At 64.6% G+C, this 15947-nt stretch carries 19 protein-coding genes; 13 read left to right on the top strand and 6 right to left on the bottom strand.

All coding sequences use genetic code 11. The features are described from left to right. Positions 1 to 26 precede the first annotated feature (26 nt). The 4 genes from AC2FLM_RS11475 (at position 27) to AC2FLM_RS11460 (ending at position 3252) form a co-directional block, all read left to right on the top strand. A complete protein-coding gene (locus tag AC2FLM_RS11475) occupies positions 27 to 1871 on the top strand; it encodes a glycerophosphodiester phosphodiesterase family protein (RefSeq protein WP_496857984.1) in 1845 nt (614 codons plus the stop codon). Beyond that, the gene (locus AC2FLM_RS11470) at positions 1858 to 2418 is read left to right on the top strand and encodes a hypothetical protein (RefSeq protein ID WP_496857982.1); all 561 of its coding nucleotides are present in this window, start codon (positions 1858 to 1860) and stop codon (positions 2416 to 2418) included. Before AC2FLM_RS11475 ends, AC2FLM_RS11470 begins: the two co-directional genes overlap by 14 nt. 62 nt (positions 2419 to 2480) lie before the next feature. Further along, a complete protein-coding gene (locus tag AC2FLM_RS11465; RefSeq protein WP_234137199.1) occupies positions 2481 to 2615 on the top strand; it encodes an aa3-type cytochrome c oxidase subunit IV in 135 nt (44 codons plus the stop codon). A 19-nt stretch (positions 2616 to 2634) separates the two neighbouring features. After that, a complete protein-coding gene (locus tag AC2FLM_RS11460; protein WP_496857980.1) occupies positions 2635 to 3252 on the top strand; it encodes a hypothetical protein in 618 nt (205 codons plus the stop codon). An 8-nt stretch (positions 3253 to 3260) separates the two neighbouring features. Here the strand turns inward: AC2FLM_RS11460 and AC2FLM_RS11455 are convergent, their stop codons facing one another. Both AC2FLM_RS11455 and AC2FLM_RS11450 read right to left on the bottom strand, forming a co-directional pair. Continuing rightward, positions 3261 to 3593, bottom strand: a complete 333-nt coding sequence (locus AC2FLM_RS11455) for an AzlD domain-containing protein (protein ID WP_234171175.1) — start codon at positions 3591 to 3593, stop codon at positions 3261 to 3263. After that, the gene (locus AC2FLM_RS11450; RefSeq protein WP_164129186.1) at positions 3590 to 4306 is read right to left on the bottom strand and encodes an AzlC family ABC transporter permease; all 717 of its coding nucleotides are present in this window, start codon (positions 4304 to 4306) and stop codon (positions 3590 to 3592) included. Before AC2FLM_RS11450 ends, AC2FLM_RS11455 begins: the two co-directional genes overlap by 4 nt. 49 nt (positions 4307 to 4355) lie before the next feature. Between AC2FLM_RS11450 and AC2FLM_RS11445 the strand changes: the two genes are divergently transcribed. The 5 genes from AC2FLM_RS11445 (at position 4356) to AC2FLM_RS11425 (ending at position 8490) form a co-directional block, all read left to right on the top strand. Further along, on the top strand, positions 4356 to 5246 hold the full coding sequence (locus tag AC2FLM_RS11445; RefSeq protein WP_496857977.1) for a formate dehydrogenase accessory sulfurtransferase FdhD: 891 nt from the start codon (positions 4356 to 4358) through the stop codon (positions 5244 to 5246). 61 nt (positions 5247 to 5307) lie between these two features. After that, positions 5308 to 5949 carry a molybdenum cofactor guanylyltransferase MobA gene (mobA, locus tag AC2FLM_RS11440; RefSeq protein WP_234219718.1) on the top strand — a complete coding sequence of 214 codons (642 nt, stop codon included), beginning with the start codon at positions 5308 to 5310 and terminating at the stop codon, positions 5947 to 5949. Then, a complete protein-coding gene (gene mobB, locus AC2FLM_RS11435; RefSeq protein ID WP_496857975.1) occupies positions 5946 to 6437 on the top strand; it encodes a molybdopterin-guanine dinucleotide biosynthesis protein B in 492 nt (163 codons plus the stop codon). The genes mobA and mobB overlap by 4 nt, the downstream gene beginning before the upstream one ends. After that, the gene (locus tag AC2FLM_RS11430; RefSeq protein ID WP_496857973.1) at positions 6434 to 7234 is read left to right on the top strand and encodes a molybdopterin guanine dinucleotide synthesis; all 801 of its coding nucleotides are present in this window, start codon (positions 6434 to 6436) and stop codon (positions 7232 to 7234) included. The genes mobB and AC2FLM_RS11430 overlap by 4 nt, the downstream gene beginning before the upstream one ends. After that, positions 7231 to 8490 carry a molybdopterin-binding protein gene (locus AC2FLM_RS11425; RefSeq protein WP_496857972.1) on the top strand — a complete coding sequence of 420 codons (1260 nt, stop codon included), beginning with the start codon at positions 7231 to 7233 and terminating at the stop codon, positions 8488 to 8490. Before AC2FLM_RS11430 ends, AC2FLM_RS11425 begins: the two co-directional genes overlap by 4 nt. Positions 8491 to 8513: 23 nt before the next feature. On the opposite strand, the gene AC2FLM_RS11420 is transcribed toward AC2FLM_RS11425, so the two are convergent. From AC2FLM_RS11420 to AC2FLM_RS11410, 3 genes are all read right to left on the bottom strand, one after another. Next, positions 8514 to 9521, bottom strand: coding sequence for a hypothetical protein (locus AC2FLM_RS11420; RefSeq protein ID WP_496857970.1), 1008 nt, complete (start codon positions 9519 to 9521; stop codon positions 8514 to 8516). Between the two features lie 13 nt (positions 9522 to 9534). Further along, positions 9535 to 10005 (bottom strand): transcription elongation factor GreA, encoded by a 471-nt coding sequence (gene greA / locus AC2FLM_RS11415; RefSeq protein WP_234137209.1) that lies wholly within the window; start codon positions 10003 to 10005, stop codon positions 9535 to 9537. Positions 10006 to 10140: 135 nt separating this feature from the next. Next, positions 10141 to 10521, bottom strand: coding sequence for a VOC family protein (locus tag AC2FLM_RS11410; protein ID WP_234219713.1), 381 nt, complete (start codon positions 10519 to 10521; stop codon positions 10141 to 10143). An 83-nt stretch (positions 10522 to 10604) separates the two neighbouring features. On the opposite strand from AC2FLM_RS11410, the gene soxR reads away from it, so the two are divergent. After that, entirely contained in the window at positions 10605 to 11060 is a 456-nt protein-coding gene (gene soxR, locus AC2FLM_RS11405) for a redox-sensitive transcriptional activator SoxR (protein WP_234165600.1), read from the top strand. Between the two features lie 7 nt (positions 11061 to 11067). Here soxR and AC2FLM_RS11400 read toward each other — a convergent pair whose 3' ends face one another. After that, on the bottom strand, positions 11068 to 11376 hold the full coding sequence (locus AC2FLM_RS11400; RefSeq protein WP_496857967.1) for an EthD family reductase: 309 nt from the start codon (positions 11374 to 11376) through the stop codon (positions 11068 to 11070). Between the two features lie 231 nt (positions 11377 to 11607). On the opposite strand from AC2FLM_RS11400, the gene AC2FLM_RS11395 reads away from it, so the two are divergent. From AC2FLM_RS11395 to AC2FLM_RS11385, 3 genes are all read left to right on the top strand, one after another. After that, on the top strand, positions 11608 to 13254 hold the full coding sequence (locus AC2FLM_RS11395) for an electron transfer flavoprotein-ubiquinone oxidoreductase (RefSeq protein ID WP_496857965.1): 1647 nt from the start codon (positions 11608 to 11610) through the stop codon (positions 13252 to 13254). Between the two features lie 175 nt (positions 13255 to 13429). Continuing rightward, positions 13430 to 15136: a tetratricopeptide repeat protein gene (locus AC2FLM_RS11390; protein WP_234219710.1), complete on the top strand. Its 1707-nt coding sequence runs from the start codon at positions 13430 to 13432 to the stop codon at positions 15134 to 15136. Beyond that, complete coding sequence (locus AC2FLM_RS11385) at positions 15126 to 15944, top strand: 4-(cytidine 5'-diphospho)-2-C-methyl-D-erythritol kinase (RefSeq protein ID WP_496857963.1); 819 nt, start codon at positions 15126 to 15128, stop codon at positions 15942 to 15944. Before AC2FLM_RS11390 ends, AC2FLM_RS11385 begins: the two co-directional genes overlap by 11 nt. The last annotated feature ends 3 nt before the right edge of the window (positions 15945 to 15947 follow it).

The following is a 15947-nucleotide window of genomic DNA, read 5'->3' as shown; positions in this document are numbered from 1 at the left end:
GCATTGTTTGCAGGAGATAGCCGCCCGTGTCGCATTTTACCCATGTCCGCAATGCCTGGTCCGGTTCCTGGGCTCGGCGACGGGTCTTTGTTCCGCTCTATGCCGCGCTGCGCCTGCTGGTTCTGGCGCTGATCGCTCCGGCGCTGGCTGGGCTGATCAATCTGGCCGTCGGCCTGTCGGACCAATCGGCGCTGACCGATCAGGATATCGCGCGTTTTGTCCTGTCTCCGCTGGGCTTTGCCGCGACGCTTGCAGTGCTGAGCATCCTTCTGGTTGCCGAGGTGCTGAGCTTTGCGGTGATGGCCGCGACCCTGCGCAGCGGTGCCAGCAATGTCTGGCACGCGGGCAGTTCCGGCCTGACGCTGGTGCTGCGGCACCTGCGGCCGCTGCTGGCCTTTGCCGCGCTCTTTGTTCTGCGGGTGCTGGTACTGGCGTTGCCCTTCGTCGCGCTTGCCGGGCTGATCGCCTTGTGGGTGCTGGGTGATTACGACATCAACTATTACCTGACCTTCCGCCCGCCCTCGTTCCGGCTGGCGATGGCGGCCATCGCGGTTCTGGTTCTGATCCTGGCCTGGCTCTTGATGCTGCGGCTCTCGGGCTGGGCGCTGGCGCTGCATCTGGTCATCTTCGAAGGGATCCGGCCGGCTCAGGCCTTTGCCGAAAGCACCCGCCGCATGGGCACCCGCCGCACCGCGCTCAAGATCGAACTGGTGCTCTGGCTGCTGACCCGGTTGGCGCTGGCCGCCGTTCTGGGCGCTTTGGCCAGTGTGGCGCTGGCGCTGGTCCCGATCCCGGTCGAGGGTGCGTTGCGTCGGGCGTTGGTGTTGGTGGTGCTGGTGATGGGGCTCTGGTCGCTGGCCGGGCTGGTGCTGGCCGCGACTGCGCTGGGGGCGCTGACCAAGCTGCTGGATCGTTTCTACGACGGAGCCGCGGCGGCGGCCCCCCTGCCGCCCGCGAACCCGCAGGGCCTGCGCGCGCGGCTCATTGGAGCGGCGATACTGGCAGCGCTGGCGCTGGGTGCGGGCATGTGGGTCAGCGACGGGGTCCTGACCCAACTGACGGCTGCGGATGAGGTGACGGTGATCGGCCATCGCGGCGCCGCCGGGGCGCGGCCCGAGAACACCATGGCGGCGATCGTCAAGGCGATGGAGGATGGCGCCGACTGGGTCGAGATCGACGTGCAGGAGACCGCCGATGGCGAAGTGGTCGTCATGCATGACAGCGATTTCATGAAGCTTGCCGGGGTGCCGACCAAGATCTGGGATGCCACCCTGCAAGATCTGGCGGAAATCGATATCGGCAGCTGGTTCTCGCCGGATTACGCGGCAGAGAGGACGCCCACCCTGCGTACGGTGCTGGAGACCGCCAAGGGTAAATCCAACGTTCTGATCGAACTGAAATATTATGGCCATGACGTGGATTTGGAGAACCGGGTGATTGCCCTGGTCGAGGAATTCGGCATGCAGGACCAGATCGCCACCATGTCGCTGAAATACCCGGCGGTGCAAAAGATGCGTGCCTTGCGCCCCGATTGGCGCACCGGTGTTCTGGCGGCGACGGCAGTGGGCAATCTGGCCGGGCTCGAGGGTGATTTCGTTGCCGTCAGCAGTGCCAGCCTGCGCCCGTCGCTGCTGCGCGCGGCCCATGCGGCGGGCAAGGATGTCTATGTCTGGACGGTGAACGAGCCGCTGTTGATGTCCAAGATGATCTCTCTGGGGGTCGACGGCTTGATCACCGACGAACCCGCCATGGCGCGCGAGGTTCTGGCGGTGCGCGCCACGCTGAACCCTGCTGAACGGCTGCTCTTGTGGCTGACCCAGGAAATGGGGTGGGAGCTGAATGCAAAGGCCTATCGCGATGACAGCCCGTAACCTGTTGATCCTGTGCCTTTGCCTGGGCAGTCCGGTCGCGGCGCAGGATCTGAACCGGATGCTCGAACTGCCGGCGCATCGCGCGCTGATGGCGGCGCAACAGGCGGCGCCGCTGGCACCGTTCACCACTGATGGCTGTTCGGGCGGGCTCAGTGCCGGTTGGACCATGGTTGCCGACACGTTTCCCGATTTTGCTGCCGCGCAGGGCAATCTTCCGCCTTGGGAGGCCTGCTGTGTCATTCATGACCGCGCTTATCACGACGCAGGCGGGTCAGAAACTGCCGAGGACAGCTATGCCGCGCGTTATGAGGCCGACCGGGCCTTGCAAAGCTGCGTGCGCGACACCGGCGAAAGCCATCTGGCGGAGCTGGCGACCCGTTATGACACCACGCCCGAAACGGTCCGCGCCGCCTATGGCACGATTGCAGATGCGATGTACCTGGCGGTCCGCTTTGGCGGTGGCCCGTGCTCTGGCCTGCCCTGGCGCTGGGGCTATGGCTATGCGCACTGCACCCCCTTTGACTCAACCGCGCCTGCGCGCGATTGACGTCGTGACAGAGCGGCGAGAATCCGCTATCCAACCGAAAAAACGCGAATAGGATGATTGCTATGGCTGACTTCAAACCCGGTTCGATGGACATCACCACTCAGACCAAGACCTTTGATGGGTTCATCAAGGCGATGATCTGGGTCTGTGTCGTGATCTTCTTCGTCCTGCTGTTCATGGCCGTGTTTACCGCCTGATCCTGCGAGGGGCCTTCCCGTGAAGCTGATTTTTCTTGCCGGCGCGTTGACGCTGAGCCTGATGGCTTGTACCCGCCAGAGCGCGCCACAGGCCGATGATGCGACCGTCGCTGCCGTTCGCTATCGCGATCCGGGGCCGGCAAAGCTGACGCTTTATACGATGGTCAACAACCGGTCGGGCGCGGGGGCGCATACCTCGCTGATGATCAATGCCAGCGAGCGGGTGATCTTTGACCCGGCGGGCTCGTTCTGGGCCGATATCGTGCCGGAACAGAACGATGTTCTGTTCGGCATCACTCCGGCTGTCGAGACTGCCTATCGGGGCTCGCATGCGCGAGAGACTCATCACGTGGTGGTGCAAGAACTGGAAGTATCCCCGGAACAGGCAGAGGCGGCCTATCGGCTGGCGCGTACCATGGGGCCGGTGCCGGGTGCCTATTGTGCCAATTATACTGCGCGCCTGTTGCAGCAGATTCCGGGGTTCGGTGACATCAAGGTCACGTTCCAGCCGACCAAATTGGCCGATCAATTCGGTTCGCGCCCCGGTGCGGTGACGAACAAGTATTACGAGCAGGACGATGCCGACCTGCAAAAGGGTCTGGCCGCCAACAACGCCAAGCTGAACCAGCCGGGCTGAGCCTTGTCTCAGCCCAGCAAGTAGAGCAGGCCGTAAAGCGTGCCTGCGCCTGAAAAGATCGCGACCAGCACGTTTTTCGACCAGTATCCGGCTGCAAGCGCCACTGCCGCCGCGCTCATCCGAGGCACATCGGGCTGACCGCCGGTGGCCTGCGGCCAGATCACCAAAGGTGCGATAAGCGCGGGCAGGATCGCCACGGCAGTATAGCGCAGGTGCCGCAGCAGCCAGTCGGGCAGCGGGCGGTCGCCCACCAGCCCGATAAAGACAAAACGCAGGCCAAAGCTGCCAAAGGCAAGCCCGGCGATGACGATCCACATGGTTGATGGGGCGATCTCGGTCATGTGTTCTTGCTCCTGCGGGCCAGCATCACTTCGGCCTGCGCGCCGGCCATCATGCCGGCGGTGCCTGCAATCAGCAGGCCCAGGTTGAACGGCACACCGGCTGTCAGCAGCGCGGTCACGATTGCCACCAGCGCCGCGATCACATGCGGCAGGGTGCGCAGCATCGGCCCGATCATCGCCAGAAAGGTGATCGGCAGGGCGAAATCCAGCGCCCAGCTGTCGGGGATGCGGGTGCCCAGCACCGCACCCAGATAGGTCGCCAGGTACCAGGCGGGTGCCAGCGGAGTGACGGTGCCAAAGAAATAGGCCATCCGCTGCGGCACGGTCAGGTCCGGCTCGGTCTCGAACCGCACCACGGACAAGGCATAGGACTGATCCACCGTGAAATAGGCGGCCACCGCCCGCTGCCAGAGCGGGGCCGCGCCCAGATAAGGCGTCAGCGCGGCGGAGTACATCGCCACCCGCAGGTTCACCGCCAGCGCCGACAACAGCACGATCAATGTCGGTGTGTCATCGAGCAAAAGTTGCAGCGCGGTGAACTGAGCAGCACCGGCAAAAACGGTGGCGGTAAAGGTCATCACCTGCACCAGGTTCAGCCCGGCCTCGGTCGCAAACACGCCGAACAGGGTGCCAAAAGGGGCCGCCACCATGATGAAGGGGGCGCCGTCGCGAAAACCCTTCCAGTAGACGGATTTGGATGTGGTGAAGGACATGCCTAAATCCTAAGGTAAGCTCAACTGCTCTATCGGGCTATCGAAAGGGGTGCAATTGGCTATTTCGGACGACCAGTCGGATTACATCATCGCCCCGGACCCGGGAGCCACCCGCCTGACCCGCGCGGTCGAGGGGCTGGACCAGACCGGCGCGCCCGCGCGTATCTCGGTGGTCGAGGAACGGCCGCTGACCATCTTCCTCAACAGTCAGGAGATCGTGACCGCCATGACCATCGGGGATTACCCCGAGTATCTGGCGTTGGGGTTCCTGCGCAATCAGGGCATGCTGAGGCCGGATGAAGAGATCACCGGCGTCGATTACGACGAGGACCTGGAAACCGTCGTGGTGCGCACCGCGGTGGAAACCAGCCACGAGGAAAAGCTGAAGAAAAAGACCCGTACCAGCGGTTGCGCCGTGGGCACCGTATTCGGCGACATGATGGAGGGGCTGGAAGAGGTGCGCCTGCCTCAGGTGGCGGTGCGCACATCCTGGCTCTACGATCTGGCGGCGCGGATCAACCGCACACCCTCGCTCTATCTGGAGGCCGGGGCCATCCATGGCACGGTTCTGTGCCGTGAGAACCGGCCGCTGGTCTATATGGAGGATGTGGGCCGCCACAACGCGGTGGACAAGATCGCGGGCTGGATGCTGTCCACGGGCGAGGGGGCGGGTGACAAGATCCTCTATACCACCGGGCGGCTGACCTCCGAGATGGTTATCAAGACCGCGATGATGGGCATCCCGGTACTGGCCTCGCGCTCGGGCTTTACCGCCTGGGGGGTCGAGATCGCGCGGCAGGTGGGGCTGACCCTGATCGGCCGGATGCGTGGGCAACGGTTTGTCTGTCTGTCTGGGGCAGAGCGGCTGGTCTGGGATGCGGATCCGGACAGCGTGCCGGTCGAGGACAGGAAACACCGCCGGAAGAGTGCGGAAGGGTGACCGAATTTCGCACGAAATTCGGACCGGAAAACGCGCGTTTTCCGGCGCGGGAGGAGAGGACATGACAGGACGTAGGCCGTTGGGCGTGATCCTTGCCGGGGGGCTCGCCACCCGGATGGGTGGCGGCGACAAGGGGTTGCTGCCGCTTGGGAGACAGACGTTGCTGGGCCATGTCATCGACCGGCTGGCGCCGCAGGTAGGGGCTCTGGCGCTCAATGCCAATGGTGATCCGGCACGGTTTGACGCGTTCGGTCTGCCGGTTCTGCCCGACACGGTCGAGGGGTTTGCCGGACCGCTGGCGGGTGTGCTCGCGGGGCTCGATTGGGCCGCGGTGCAGGGGGCCGACAGCATCGTCACGGCCGCTGCCGACACGCCGTTCTTTCCGCGCGATCTGGTGGCGCGGCTGGTCGAGGCGTCCGAGGGGCAGACGCATCCGCTGGTGTTGGCCACAACCCCGCGCGATGGCGCGGCGTTGAAATCGGGCGGCAAGGTCAACCGGCACCCGACCTTCGGTCTCTGGCCCGTGGCTCTGCGCGGTGATCTGCGCGCGGCGCTGAACGATGGTCTGCGCAAGGTGGTGCTGTGGACCGACCGGCATGGCGGGCGCGAGGCGCTGTTTGACGCCGAGCCGTTCGATCCCTTCTTCAACGTCAACACGCCCGAGGACCTGGCCCGGGCCGAAACCCTGTTGGAGCGTGCATGAAGGTCTATGGCGTCACTGGCTGGAAGAACGCAGGGAAAACCGGGTTGATGGAACGGCTGGTGGCCGAGATCACCGGGCGCGGGCTGACGGTGTCGACGGTCAAGCACGCGCATCATTCGTTCGACGTCGACCATCCGGGTCGCGACAGTTGGCGGCACCGGCAGGCGGGGGCCTCCGAAGTGATCCTTGCCTCGGGCTATCGCGTGGCGCAGATGACCGAGCTGCGTGGCGCGGCGGAACCGCCCTTGGCCGAGCTGCTGGGCCGCTTGTCGCCGGTCGATCTGGTGCTGATCGAGGGCTACAAGCGCGAGGGTCATCCCAAGGTCGAGGCATTCCGGGCCGAGGCGGGCACAGCACTGATCGCGCCGGGTGATCCGACCATCCGCGCGGTGGCCAGTGACACGCCCCTGACGCTTGACCGGCCGGTGTTCGACCTGAACGACACAAAAGCGATTGCCGATTTCATCCTCTCCGAGGTCGGGCTGTGACACCCTTTGACACCATTGCCATGGTCGATTGGTCGGGCGGCAACGATACCGGCCCACGCCCGCGCAAGGATGCGATCTGGGCCTGTGCCGCGGGGGCGGAACCGGTCTATCTCCGGAACCGGGGGCTGGCCGAAAACTGGCTGTGCGATCTGATCGAAACCGCGCTGGCCGCCGGTCGGCGATTGATGCTGGGGTTCGATTTTCCATTCGGCTATCCGGCTGGCTTTGCCCGTGCGGTGAGCGGAACGGACGACCCGTTGCGCCTATGGGACTGGTTCGAAGCCCGGATCGAGGATACGCCGCAGACCAATAACCGGTTTGATCTGGCCGGAGAGATCAACCGGGGGCTTGGTGGCAAGGGGCCGTTCTGGGCCAATGGGTTGAAACGTGACATCGCCGGGTTGCCACGAACCAAGCGGGAGTACCTCAATCCGTTCCCCGATCGGCGCATGGTAGAGTGCCGCGCTCCGGGGGCGTTTACCTGCTGGCAGATGGCCGGGGCGGGGGCGGTTGGCGGGCAGGTGATGATGGGGCTGCCGGTGTTGGCGCGTCTGCACCGCCGCTTTGCCGGGTGGGTTTCTGCCTGGCCGTTCGAACCGTTGGACAAGCCCGTGACCCTGGTGGAAATCTGGCCCTCGCTGACCTTGGGAAAGGGGCCAATGGACCGGATCAAGGATGCCTGGCAGGTAGAGCGTGTGGCCGGTGATCTGGCCGCGTTGCCACAGGCAAGGCTCGGTTCCCTGCTGGACATAACCGCGCCCGAGGAGGGTTGGATATTGGGAGTGAACCAGACATGACCGGGTTGAAACCGCCACCGCTGCGCAACGATTGCTTTGCCCTGCCCGCCGGGGTCGCGTGGACACCGGTCGATGCGGCGCTGGAAATGCTGCGGGACAGGTTGGGGCCGGTCACCGGTGTCGAGACGCGCCCGCTGGCGCAGGCGCTGGGCGGGATACTGGCGGCGGATGCGGTGGCGCGGCGCTCAAGCCCGCCGCAGGCCAACAGCGCGGTCGATGGCTATGGCTTTGCCGGGGCGGTACCCGAGGGCGCGCATGTGATGCCGCTGGAGAAGGGGCGCGCGGCGGCTGGCGTACCCTATGAGGGGGTTTTGCCCGCAGGCCGCGCCCTGCGGGTGCTGACCGGTGCGGCGCTGCCGCAAGGGGTCGAGACCGTGATCCTGGAAGAGGATGTGACCTTGGGTGCGGGCGAGATCGCTTTTCGTGGACCATTGAAGCGCGGCGCCAATACCCGCAAGGCGGGCGAGGATGTGGCCGAGGGCGCTGTGGTGCTGCCCGCGGGGCGGCGGCTGACGCCCGCCGATCTGGCGCTTTTGGCGTCGGTCGGGCTGGGCGCGGTGCTGCTCCGCCAGCAATTGCGTGTTGCGGTGTTATCCACCGGAGATGAACTGATAGAGCCGGGAGAGGCCGCTGGGCCGGGACAGATTTTCGATGCCAACCGGCCCATGCTGGTGTCGCTGATCCGCCGTCTGGGCTACGCACCGGTCGATCTGGGGAGGGTGCCCGATGACCGCGCCACCCTGCGCGCCATATTTGACAGGGCGGCTGCCGAGGCGGATGTGATCCTGACCAGCGGCGGCGCCTCGGCGGGGGACGAGGACCATGTCTCGGCGCTGTTGCGCGAGGCCGGGGCGATGCAGGAATGGCGCATCGCGCTGAAACCGGGGCGCCCACTGGCGCTGGGTTTGTGGCAAGGGAAGCCGGTCTTTGGCCTGCCGGGCAATCCCGTTGCCGCAATGGTGTGCAGCCTGGTCTTTGCCCGCCCGGCGATGGCGGTGTTGGCGGGCGAAAGCTGGAGCGCGCCACAAGGCTACGACCTGCCGGCATGGTTCGAGAAACGCAAGAAACCGGGACGGCGCGAGTACCTGCGCGCCCGTGTGCGCGAGGGCCGGGTCGAGGTCTTCGCCTCCGAAGGGTCAGGTCGGGTCAGCGGGCTCAGCTGGGCCGAGGGGCTGGTCGAGATCGGCGACGAAGCCTGCCATATCCGGCCCGGCGACCCGGTGCGGTTCATTCCCTATGGGAGTTTCGGGCTCTAGATCTTAGGGCGGTCGGGCGCGGGTTAGTCGAACGTGCCCGCCACCCGGCCCAGGAGCATGAAGGCGCGCGCGGTACGTGTCTCTCCCAGGGCCGAGATCTCGGCATCGCTGGCTTGTGCCTCAAAGGTGGCGAACATCCGGTCGAACAGGCGCAGGAAATGGTGCGCCGCATCACGAAAGATCGGATCCTGCTTCATCCTGCCGGCGGTCAGCGCTAGCGACGAGCGGTCGCGCACCCCGCCCAAAGAGGCCACAGCGCGCCCGCGTGCGCCATGGGCAAACTGGCGCCAGACCTCGGGCCGCGCCATGTCGGGGCGCAGGTCGTCCATATAGATGCCCTCGTGGCTGAGCAGGGTCAGCACATCCTGCGCGGCCTGGATCAGTTGCGCCGCGGACCGGTCCTTGAGTGCGCGGCGCAGCGCTGCAAAGCCTTCGACATCCTCGGCGGTTTCCGGGAAATGCAGGGCGCGGATCAGATCCTCGGTCGAGAGCGGCGGCGACAGCGCCTCGGCTGGGGTGCCAAGCGCGAGCAGGCCCTGATCCTCGGCGCTTTCCGGTACGGCAGCGGGGATGGGCAAGGGGCGCGCCCGCCGCGACGTCGAAAAGGTGGCCAGCGTGGTCTCGGTCTTTTTCGCGGCGGCGGCGATCTCGTCCAGCTTCTTGGCGACCGAGGGTTCGTGCCCGGCGGCCTGTTTCTGTTGCTGGGTGATATAGGCCTGGCGGATCGCGTCGATCGCCGCTTGCAGGCGTTGGCTCTCCTCACGCATGACCCGGCTGGCCTTGGCCGCAGTGGCTGCGACCCAGATCATCGCCACCGGCATGAAGATCGCCAGCATGGTCACCAGAAACCCGATGCCGCCACCGGCGCCAGCATCCGCAAAGACGAACAGATAGACCGACACGGCCAGCCATAGCAGGGTCAGAGCGATGGCGATGATTTCGATGCCGGTCACCGAAGCGCGCCGGGGCCGGTCATAGAGCCCGAGCGGTGCGTTGCGGGCGGGGTCTGGGTCAGGCGACGGGCCGGACATGAGGGATGCTCCGTCAGGAGTACTCGATACTCAGGATTTCATAGGACTTCTGGCCGCCCGGTGTCTTGACCTCGACGCTGTCGCCTTCGTCCTTGCCGATCAGCGCGCGGGCAATCGGCGATTTGATATTCAGCAGGCCCTTTTCGATATTGGCCTCATGCTCGCCGACGATCTGCCAGGTCTTCTCCTCGTCGGTGTCCTCGTCCACCAGCGTCACGCGGGCGCCGAACTTGATGGCGCCGGTCAGCTTCGCAGGGTCGATGACATCAGCCAGAGACAACACGCCTTCCAGTTCCTTGATGCGGCCCTCGATAAAGGACTGCTTTTCGCGCGCTGAATGGTATTCGGCGTTCTCCGAAAGATCGCCATGTTCGCGCGCCTCGGCGATGGCCTTGATGATGGCGGGGCGCTCGACGCTCTTGAGCTGTTTCAGCTCCGCTTCAAGCGCGGCAAAGCCCGAAGGCGTCATGGGGATCTTTTCCATATCGTCTTGTCCACGCAGAAATTGTATCGCCCCGCCGCGCGATGCGCCGGGGCGACTGTTGGGTTGCTTTTTACCTGACCCAAACCGGGCGTGGAATGCAAGAGGGGACAAGCGGTGGTTGGGCAGAACCCCGCCTCAGGCGTAGCTGATCACCTCGAATTCGATGCCATTGTCATCGTCGAAATAGAACCGGCGTCCGGGTTCGTAATCGGCGTGGTTATGAGGGTTAAACCCGGCCGCGCGAACCCGTTCCTCTGTCGCGTCGATGTCATCGACCAGCACGCCCACATGGTTCAAACCGCCGATCACATCGTAACTGCTCTCGGTCGAAGCGACCGGCGCGGGCGGGGCGTAAAGCGCCAAATAGGTATGGTCATCGCCCACATGCACGGTATAGCCCCCGGCCATCGCGGCGCCCTCCCAGCGGGTTTCCCAGCCGAAGACCGTGTTCAGCCAGGCGGCGGTCGCCTTGGGATCGGCGACGGTGAAGTTTGCGTGTTCCAGTGTGGCCTTCATGAAAATCTCCTTTTGCTCTGTTGCCACGGGTGAAGATAATTTCTAAACCTAACTTTAGGTCAAGGTCTGTGTGGGAAAAAAATATGTCGGCTTCCGAAGGTCTCTCTATCGGCGCTTTGGCGCGGCGCACCGGGCTGGCGGTGTCGGCGATCCGCTACTACGAAACCCAAGGGCTGATCGCGCCCTGGCGCAATGCAGGCGGGCAGCGGCGCTATCAGCGCGCCGACCTGCGGCGGCTGAGCTTTGTCATGATCGCACAGCAATTGGGATTGACGTTGCCGGAAATCCGCGAGGTTCTGGCCGGGCTACCCGGCAACCGCACCCCGACCCGCGCCGACTGGACCCGCATCAGCACCGGGCTGCGCGACCGCCTGAACCAGCGAATCGCAACGCTGGAACGGCTGCGCGACAATCTGGACGGCTGCATCGGCTGCGGCTGCCTCAGCCTGCCCAATTGTGCGCTGTACAATCCGGCCGACCGCGCCGGGAGCAAGGGGCCCGGCCCCCGGTTGGTGCTGGACGAGACCGGGGACCTGTGACGCGGGTTTAGCCAACCACCTCGCCGATCAGCATCTGCGGCGCATCGTTGTAGAAATTCGGGATATCCGCCACGACCGGTCCGGCGGCGGCCATCGCCGCGTTCATCTCGGTCTGGTCGGCGAACACGATGGTGGCGATCGCGTGGAACGGGGGCGGTGTGTCGGGGCCGCCTGCCAGACCCTTGGTCACAACCGTGTTCTGGATATGGGCGCCCATGTGTTCAGCGACCAGACCCATATGGGTGCTAAGGTAGTAGTCGTAATCGAAGCTGGTGTCGTCGCGGGCGGGATAGGCGACTTGCAAGGATACGGGCATTCACTCTCTCCAGATAAAGGGGTGTGGACACAGTAGGGCGATTCCCGAGGATGCGGCAAATTATCCTGAAAGGCCCGCAAAAACCCTGATGAGGTGCAGGAAATGCTGCATGTGCGAATATAACCTCGCGTTTCAATTGACGCTTGACCTGCATAGCCTGTAATCAAGCGCGAAACTTTATTGCGTCCGGCCCGCGACCGGAGAGCCAAACCAAAGCCAAGGAGCGTCACGATGGCCGAGATTGAACGCGAAGCGATGGAATATGACGTGGTGATCGTCGGGGCGGGTCCGGCGGGCCTGTCGGCGGCCATTCGTCTCAAACAACTCGATGCCGACCTGAACGTCGTCGTGCTGGAAAAAGGCTCGGAAGTGGGCGCGCATATCCTGTCGGGCGCGGTGCTGGATCCTTGCGGTCTCGATGCGTTGATCCCCGACTGGAAGGAAAAGGGCGCACCGCTGAACGTGCCGGTCAAGGACGACAACTTCTATATGCTGGGTGAGGCCGGGCAGATCCGCATCCCCAATTTCCCGATGCCGCCGCTGATGAACAACCACGGCAATTACATCGTTTCGATGGCCAATGTCTGCCGCTGGATGGCCGAGCAGGCCGAGGAACTGGGTGTCGAGATCTTCCCCGGCATGTCCTGTTCCGAACTGGTCTATGGCGACAATGGCGAGGTCAAGGGCGTGGTCGCCGGTGTCTTTGGCCTCGAGGCCGACGGCTCTTTTGGCCCCAACACCGAGCCGGGGATGGAGCTGCACGGCAAATATGTCTTCCTCTCCGAAGGCGTGCGCGGGTCGCTGGCCAAGGAAGTGATCGCCAAATACGACCTGCAAAAAGGCAAGGAGCCGCAGAAATTCGGCGTCGGCATGAAAGAGATCTGGGAGATCGATCCTGCGAAGCATCGCGAAGGCTCTGTCACTCACACCATGGGCTGGCCGCTGGGCGGCAATGCGGGGGGCGGGTCGTTCATCTACCACCTCGACAACAACCAGGTCTATGTCGGTTTCGTGGTGCACCTGAACTACAAGAACCCGCACCTGTTCCCCTATATGGAGTTCCAGCGCTTCAAGCATCACCCGATGGTGGCGGAACTGCTGAAGGGCGGCAAGCGCGTGGCCTATGGCGCCCGCGCCATCACCGAGGGCGGATACCAGTCGATGCCCAAGATGGTGGCGCCCGGTGTGGCGCTGCTGGGCTGCTCGGTCGGTATGGTCAACGTGCCGCGCATCAAGGGCAACCACAACGCGATGCTGTCGGGCAAGGCCGCGGCCGAGGCCGCCCATGCCGCCATCAAGGCGGGCCGTCAGTCGGACGAGCTGATCGATTACGAGACCGAAGTGCGCAGCGGCCCCATCGGCAAGGACCTGAAGAAAGTCCGCAACGTCAAGCCGATGTGGTCGAAATGGGGCCTGACCGCCAGCCTGGCGCTGGGCGGGCTGGACATGTGGACCAATACGCTGGGCTTTTCGCTGTTCGGCACCCTGGGCCATGGCAAGACCGACGCCGCCGCGACCGAGGATGCCAGCAAACACAAGCCCATCGACTATCCCAAGCCCGATGGCGTGCTGTCCTTTGACCGGTTGACCAACGTGTCCTTTGCCGCCACCAACCACGAGGAAAGCCAGCCCTGCCACCTGCGGCTGACCGACCCCGACCTGCCGGTCAAGGTCAACTTGCCCAAATACGACGAGCCGGCGCAGCGCTATTGCCCGGCCGGCGTCTACGAGGTGGTCGAGGACGAGGCGGGCCCGCGCTTTGTCGTCAACTTCCAGAACTGCGTGCACTGCAAGACCTGCGATATCAAGGACCCCAGCCAGAACATCACCTGGGTCACCCCGCAGGGCGGCGACGGTCCGAACTATCCGAACATGTGATCGGGCGCTGATACCAAGACAGACACCGGGCCGACATGCTGCCCGGTGTTTTCTTTTGTGCAGATGACCGGATCTTTATTGCTGCTTATCGATCCCGGACCCCCCAGCCATTGCACCCGCGCCCGCAACGCCCTAGCTTTGCGGGAAAGCAGCAGGAAAAGGCGGATCCTTGGCGATGTCTCTGGTCAAAAAAGCGGTGGCGGCGGTATTGGTCTCGGCGCTGGCACTGCCGGTGTCGGCGGATGTGGGCGCGGGATCGTATCTGGCAGCGCGCCAGGCGGCATATGACAATGATTTCTCGGCTGCTGCGGATTACTTCGCGCGGGCGCTCACCTTCGATCCCAAGAACCCGGCCCTGATGGAAAACATGGTTCTGTCTCAGCTGGCGCTTGGGCGCCACGAGCAGGCCTATCCGATCGCGCAACTGATGCAGGAGGCAGGGCTGAAAAGCCAGGTCGCCAATATCGCCATCGCGGTTCATCTGCTGGCCGAGGAACGCTATCAGGAGGTTCTGGACCGCGACCCTGAAACCCGGGGTGTGGGCAAGCTGGTCGACGGGTTGGTTGCAGGCTGGGCCGAGATGGGGCTGGGCTCGGTCGCCCGTGCGCTGGCGCAGTTCGACAAGGTGGCGGACGAGGCCGGGCTGCGCGGTTTCGCCAATTACCACAAGGCGATGGCCTTGGCCTCGGTTGGTGATTTCGAAGGTGCCGAGGCGCTGTTCGCCGCCGATGACGGCGCATTGACCACCATCTCGCGGCGAGCGGCCCTGGCCCGCGCCGAGATCCTGTCGCAACTGGATCGGAATGACCAGGCGCTCGAAATGCTGGCCGACGTATTCAACGGCAGTTTCGACCCGGCATTGACCGATATCGCCGATCGTCTGGCAGCGGGGGAAACGCTGCCCTTCTCTCTGGTCCGCTCGGTCCGGGATGGTCTGGCCGAAGTGTTCTTTACCATCGGCGCCGCGTTGAATGGCGAGGCGGCGGATGATTTCACCCTGATCTATATCCGCTCTGCGGTGCATCTGCGCCCCGACCATATCGATGCGTTGCTGATGACGGCGGGCCTGCTGGAATCGCTTGGCCAGTACGATCTGGCCGTGGCCACCTACAAGCAAATCCCCAGCGACAGCCCCGACTATCACGCCGCGGAACTGGGCCGGGCCGAGGCGCTGCGCCGCTCGGCCAAACCGGACGCCGCCATTGAGGTGCTGGAGAAACTGGCCAAGGATTATCCGACGCAACCGCAGGCCTTTGTGGCGCTGGGCGATCTGGAGCGGCAGCAAGAGGCCTATGACCGCGCGGCTGCCGCCTATGACAGAGCGTTGGAGTTCACCGAAGCTGGCGCGCCGAACCTGTGGTTCCTGTATTATGCACGCGGCATCTGTCACGAACGTCTGGGCAACTGGCCCGGTGCCGAGGCCGATTTCCGGTCAGCGCTTGAGTTGAACCCGGATCAGCCGCAGGTGCTGAATTACCTGGGGTATTCGCTGGTCGAAAAGCAGGAGAAGCTGGACGAAGCACTGGACCTGATCGAGCGCGCCGTCGCGGCGCGGCCCGACAGCGGCTATATCGTCGACAGCCTCGGCTGGGTTCTGTTCCGGCTTGGCCGCTATGACGAGGCCGTCGGGCATATGGAGCGCGCGGTCGAGCTGATGCCGGTCGATCCGGTGGTCAATGATCATCTGGGCGATGTGCTCTGGGCGGTGGGCCGCGTGCGCGAGGCCGAATTCCAGTGGAAACGCGCGCTCTCCTTCATCAAACCCGACGATACCGATGGCGAGGCCGACCCGGACCGTATTCGCCGCAAGCTGGAAATCGGCCTCGACCGGGTTCTGGCCGAGGAGGGTGTGCCGCCGCTGAAGGTCGCCAATGGCGATTGAGGTCTTTGCGCCGGCAAAGATCAACCTGACCCTGCATGTGACCGGCCAGCGTGACGACGGCTATCACCTGCTCGATTCGCTGGTTGTCTTCGCGGATGTCGGTGACACGGTGCGGGTGACCTCGGCGGATCGGCTTAGCCTCGATATCGACGGGCCCGAAGCGGGTGGGCTTGACGCCGAGCCCGACAATCTGGTCCTGCGTGCCGCGCGCCTGCTGGCGCCCGACCGTGGCGCTGCGATCACCCTGACGAAACGGCTCCCCATTGCTTCGGGCATCGGCGGCGGCTCGGCGGATGCGGCGGCAAGTCTGCGCGCGCTGGCGCAACTGTGGGATTTGCCCGTGCCATCCACTGAACAGGCGCTTGCGCTTGGCGCCGATCTGCCGGTCTGCCTGTCCTCGACACCGTTGCGCATGCGCGGGATCGGCGAGCGGCTGGACCCGGTGCCGCCGCTGCCCGCGATGGAAATCATGTTGATCAATCCGCGCGCGCAGGTCTCGACCCCTGGCATTTTCAAGGCGCTCGCGCAAAAGGACAATCCGCCGATGGCGCAGACGCTTCCGCGTTGGCGCGATCTGCCTGATTTCGTCGCCTGGCTTGAAACCCAGCGCAACGACCTCGCCACACCCGCCATCGCGCAGCAGCCGGTGATTGCGGACGTGCTCACCGTCTTGCGCGATGGCGGGGCGCTCTTTGCTGGCATGTCCGGATCGGGCGCGACCTGCTTCGGTCTCTTCCCATCAGGGCAACAGGCAGATGTCCGGATGCGTGTCCCCGATTGGTGGTGCGCAAGGGGACGGGTGCTCTGACCT

The organism is Ruegeria sp. SAZD011, assembly GCF_059612545.1.
Note: the sequence above shows the minus strand (reverse complement) of the source record. Positions and strands in the feature narration are given on the sequence as shown.

Bases quoted from the DNA above. Each gene is read 5' to 3' on its own strand.
- AC2FLM_RS11385 (WP_496857963.1), top strand. From the start codon at position 15,126: ATGGCGATTGAGGTCTTTGCGCCGGCAAAGATCAACCTGACCCTGCAT.
- AC2FLM_RS11390 (WP_234219710.1), top strand. From the start codon at position 13,430: ATGTCTCTGGTCAAAAAAGCGGTGGCGGCGGTATTGGTCTCGGCGCTG.
- AC2FLM_RS11420 (WP_496857970.1), bottom strand. From the start codon at position 9,521: ATGTCCGGCCCGTCGCCTGACCCAGACCCCGCCCGCAACGCACCGCTC.
- AC2FLM_RS11400 (WP_496857967.1), bottom strand. From the start codon at position 11,376: ATGCCCGTATCCTTGCAAGTCGCCTATCCCGCCCGCGACGACACCAGC.
- mobB (WP_496857975.1), top strand. From the start codon at position 5,946: ATGAAGGTCTATGGCGTCACTGGCTGGAAGAACGCAGGGAAAACCGGG.
- AC2FLM_RS11410 (WP_234219713.1), bottom strand. From the start codon at position 10,521: ATGAAGGCCACACTGGAACACGCAAACTTCACCGTCGCCGATCCCAAG.
- AC2FLM_RS11425 (WP_496857972.1), top strand. From the start codon at position 7,231: ATGACCGGGTTGAAACCGCCACCGCTGCGCAACGATTGCTTTGCCCTG.
- AC2FLM_RS11395 (WP_496857965.1), top strand. From the start codon at position 11,608: ATGGCCGAGATTGAACGCGAAGCGATGGAATATGACGTGGTGATCGTC.
- greA (WP_234137209.1), bottom strand. From the start codon at position 10,005: ATGGAAAAGATCCCCATGACGCCTTCGGGCTTTGCCGCGCTTGAAGCG.
- mobA (WP_234219718.1), top strand. From the start codon at position 5,308: ATGACAGGACGTAGGCCGTTGGGCGTGATCCTTGCCGGGGGGCTCGCC.
- AC2FLM_RS11465 (WP_234137199.1), top strand. From the start codon at position 2,481: ATGGCTGACTTCAAACCCGGTTCGATGGACATCACCACTCAGACCAAG.
- soxR (WP_234165600.1), top strand. From the start codon at position 10,605: ATGTCGGCTTCCGAAGGTCTCTCTATCGGCGCTTTGGCGCGGCGCACC.
- AC2FLM_RS11470 (WP_496857982.1), top strand. From the start codon at position 1,858: ATGACAGCCCGTAACCTGTTGATCCTGTGCCTTTGCCTGGGCAGTCCG.
- AC2FLM_RS11455 (WP_234171175.1), bottom strand. From the start codon at position 3,593: ATGACCGAGATCGCCCCATCAACCATGTGGATCGTCATCGCCGGGCTT.
- AC2FLM_RS11450 (WP_164129186.1), bottom strand. From the start codon at position 4,306: ATGTCCTTCACCACATCCAAATCCGTCTACTGGAAGGGTTTTCGCGAC.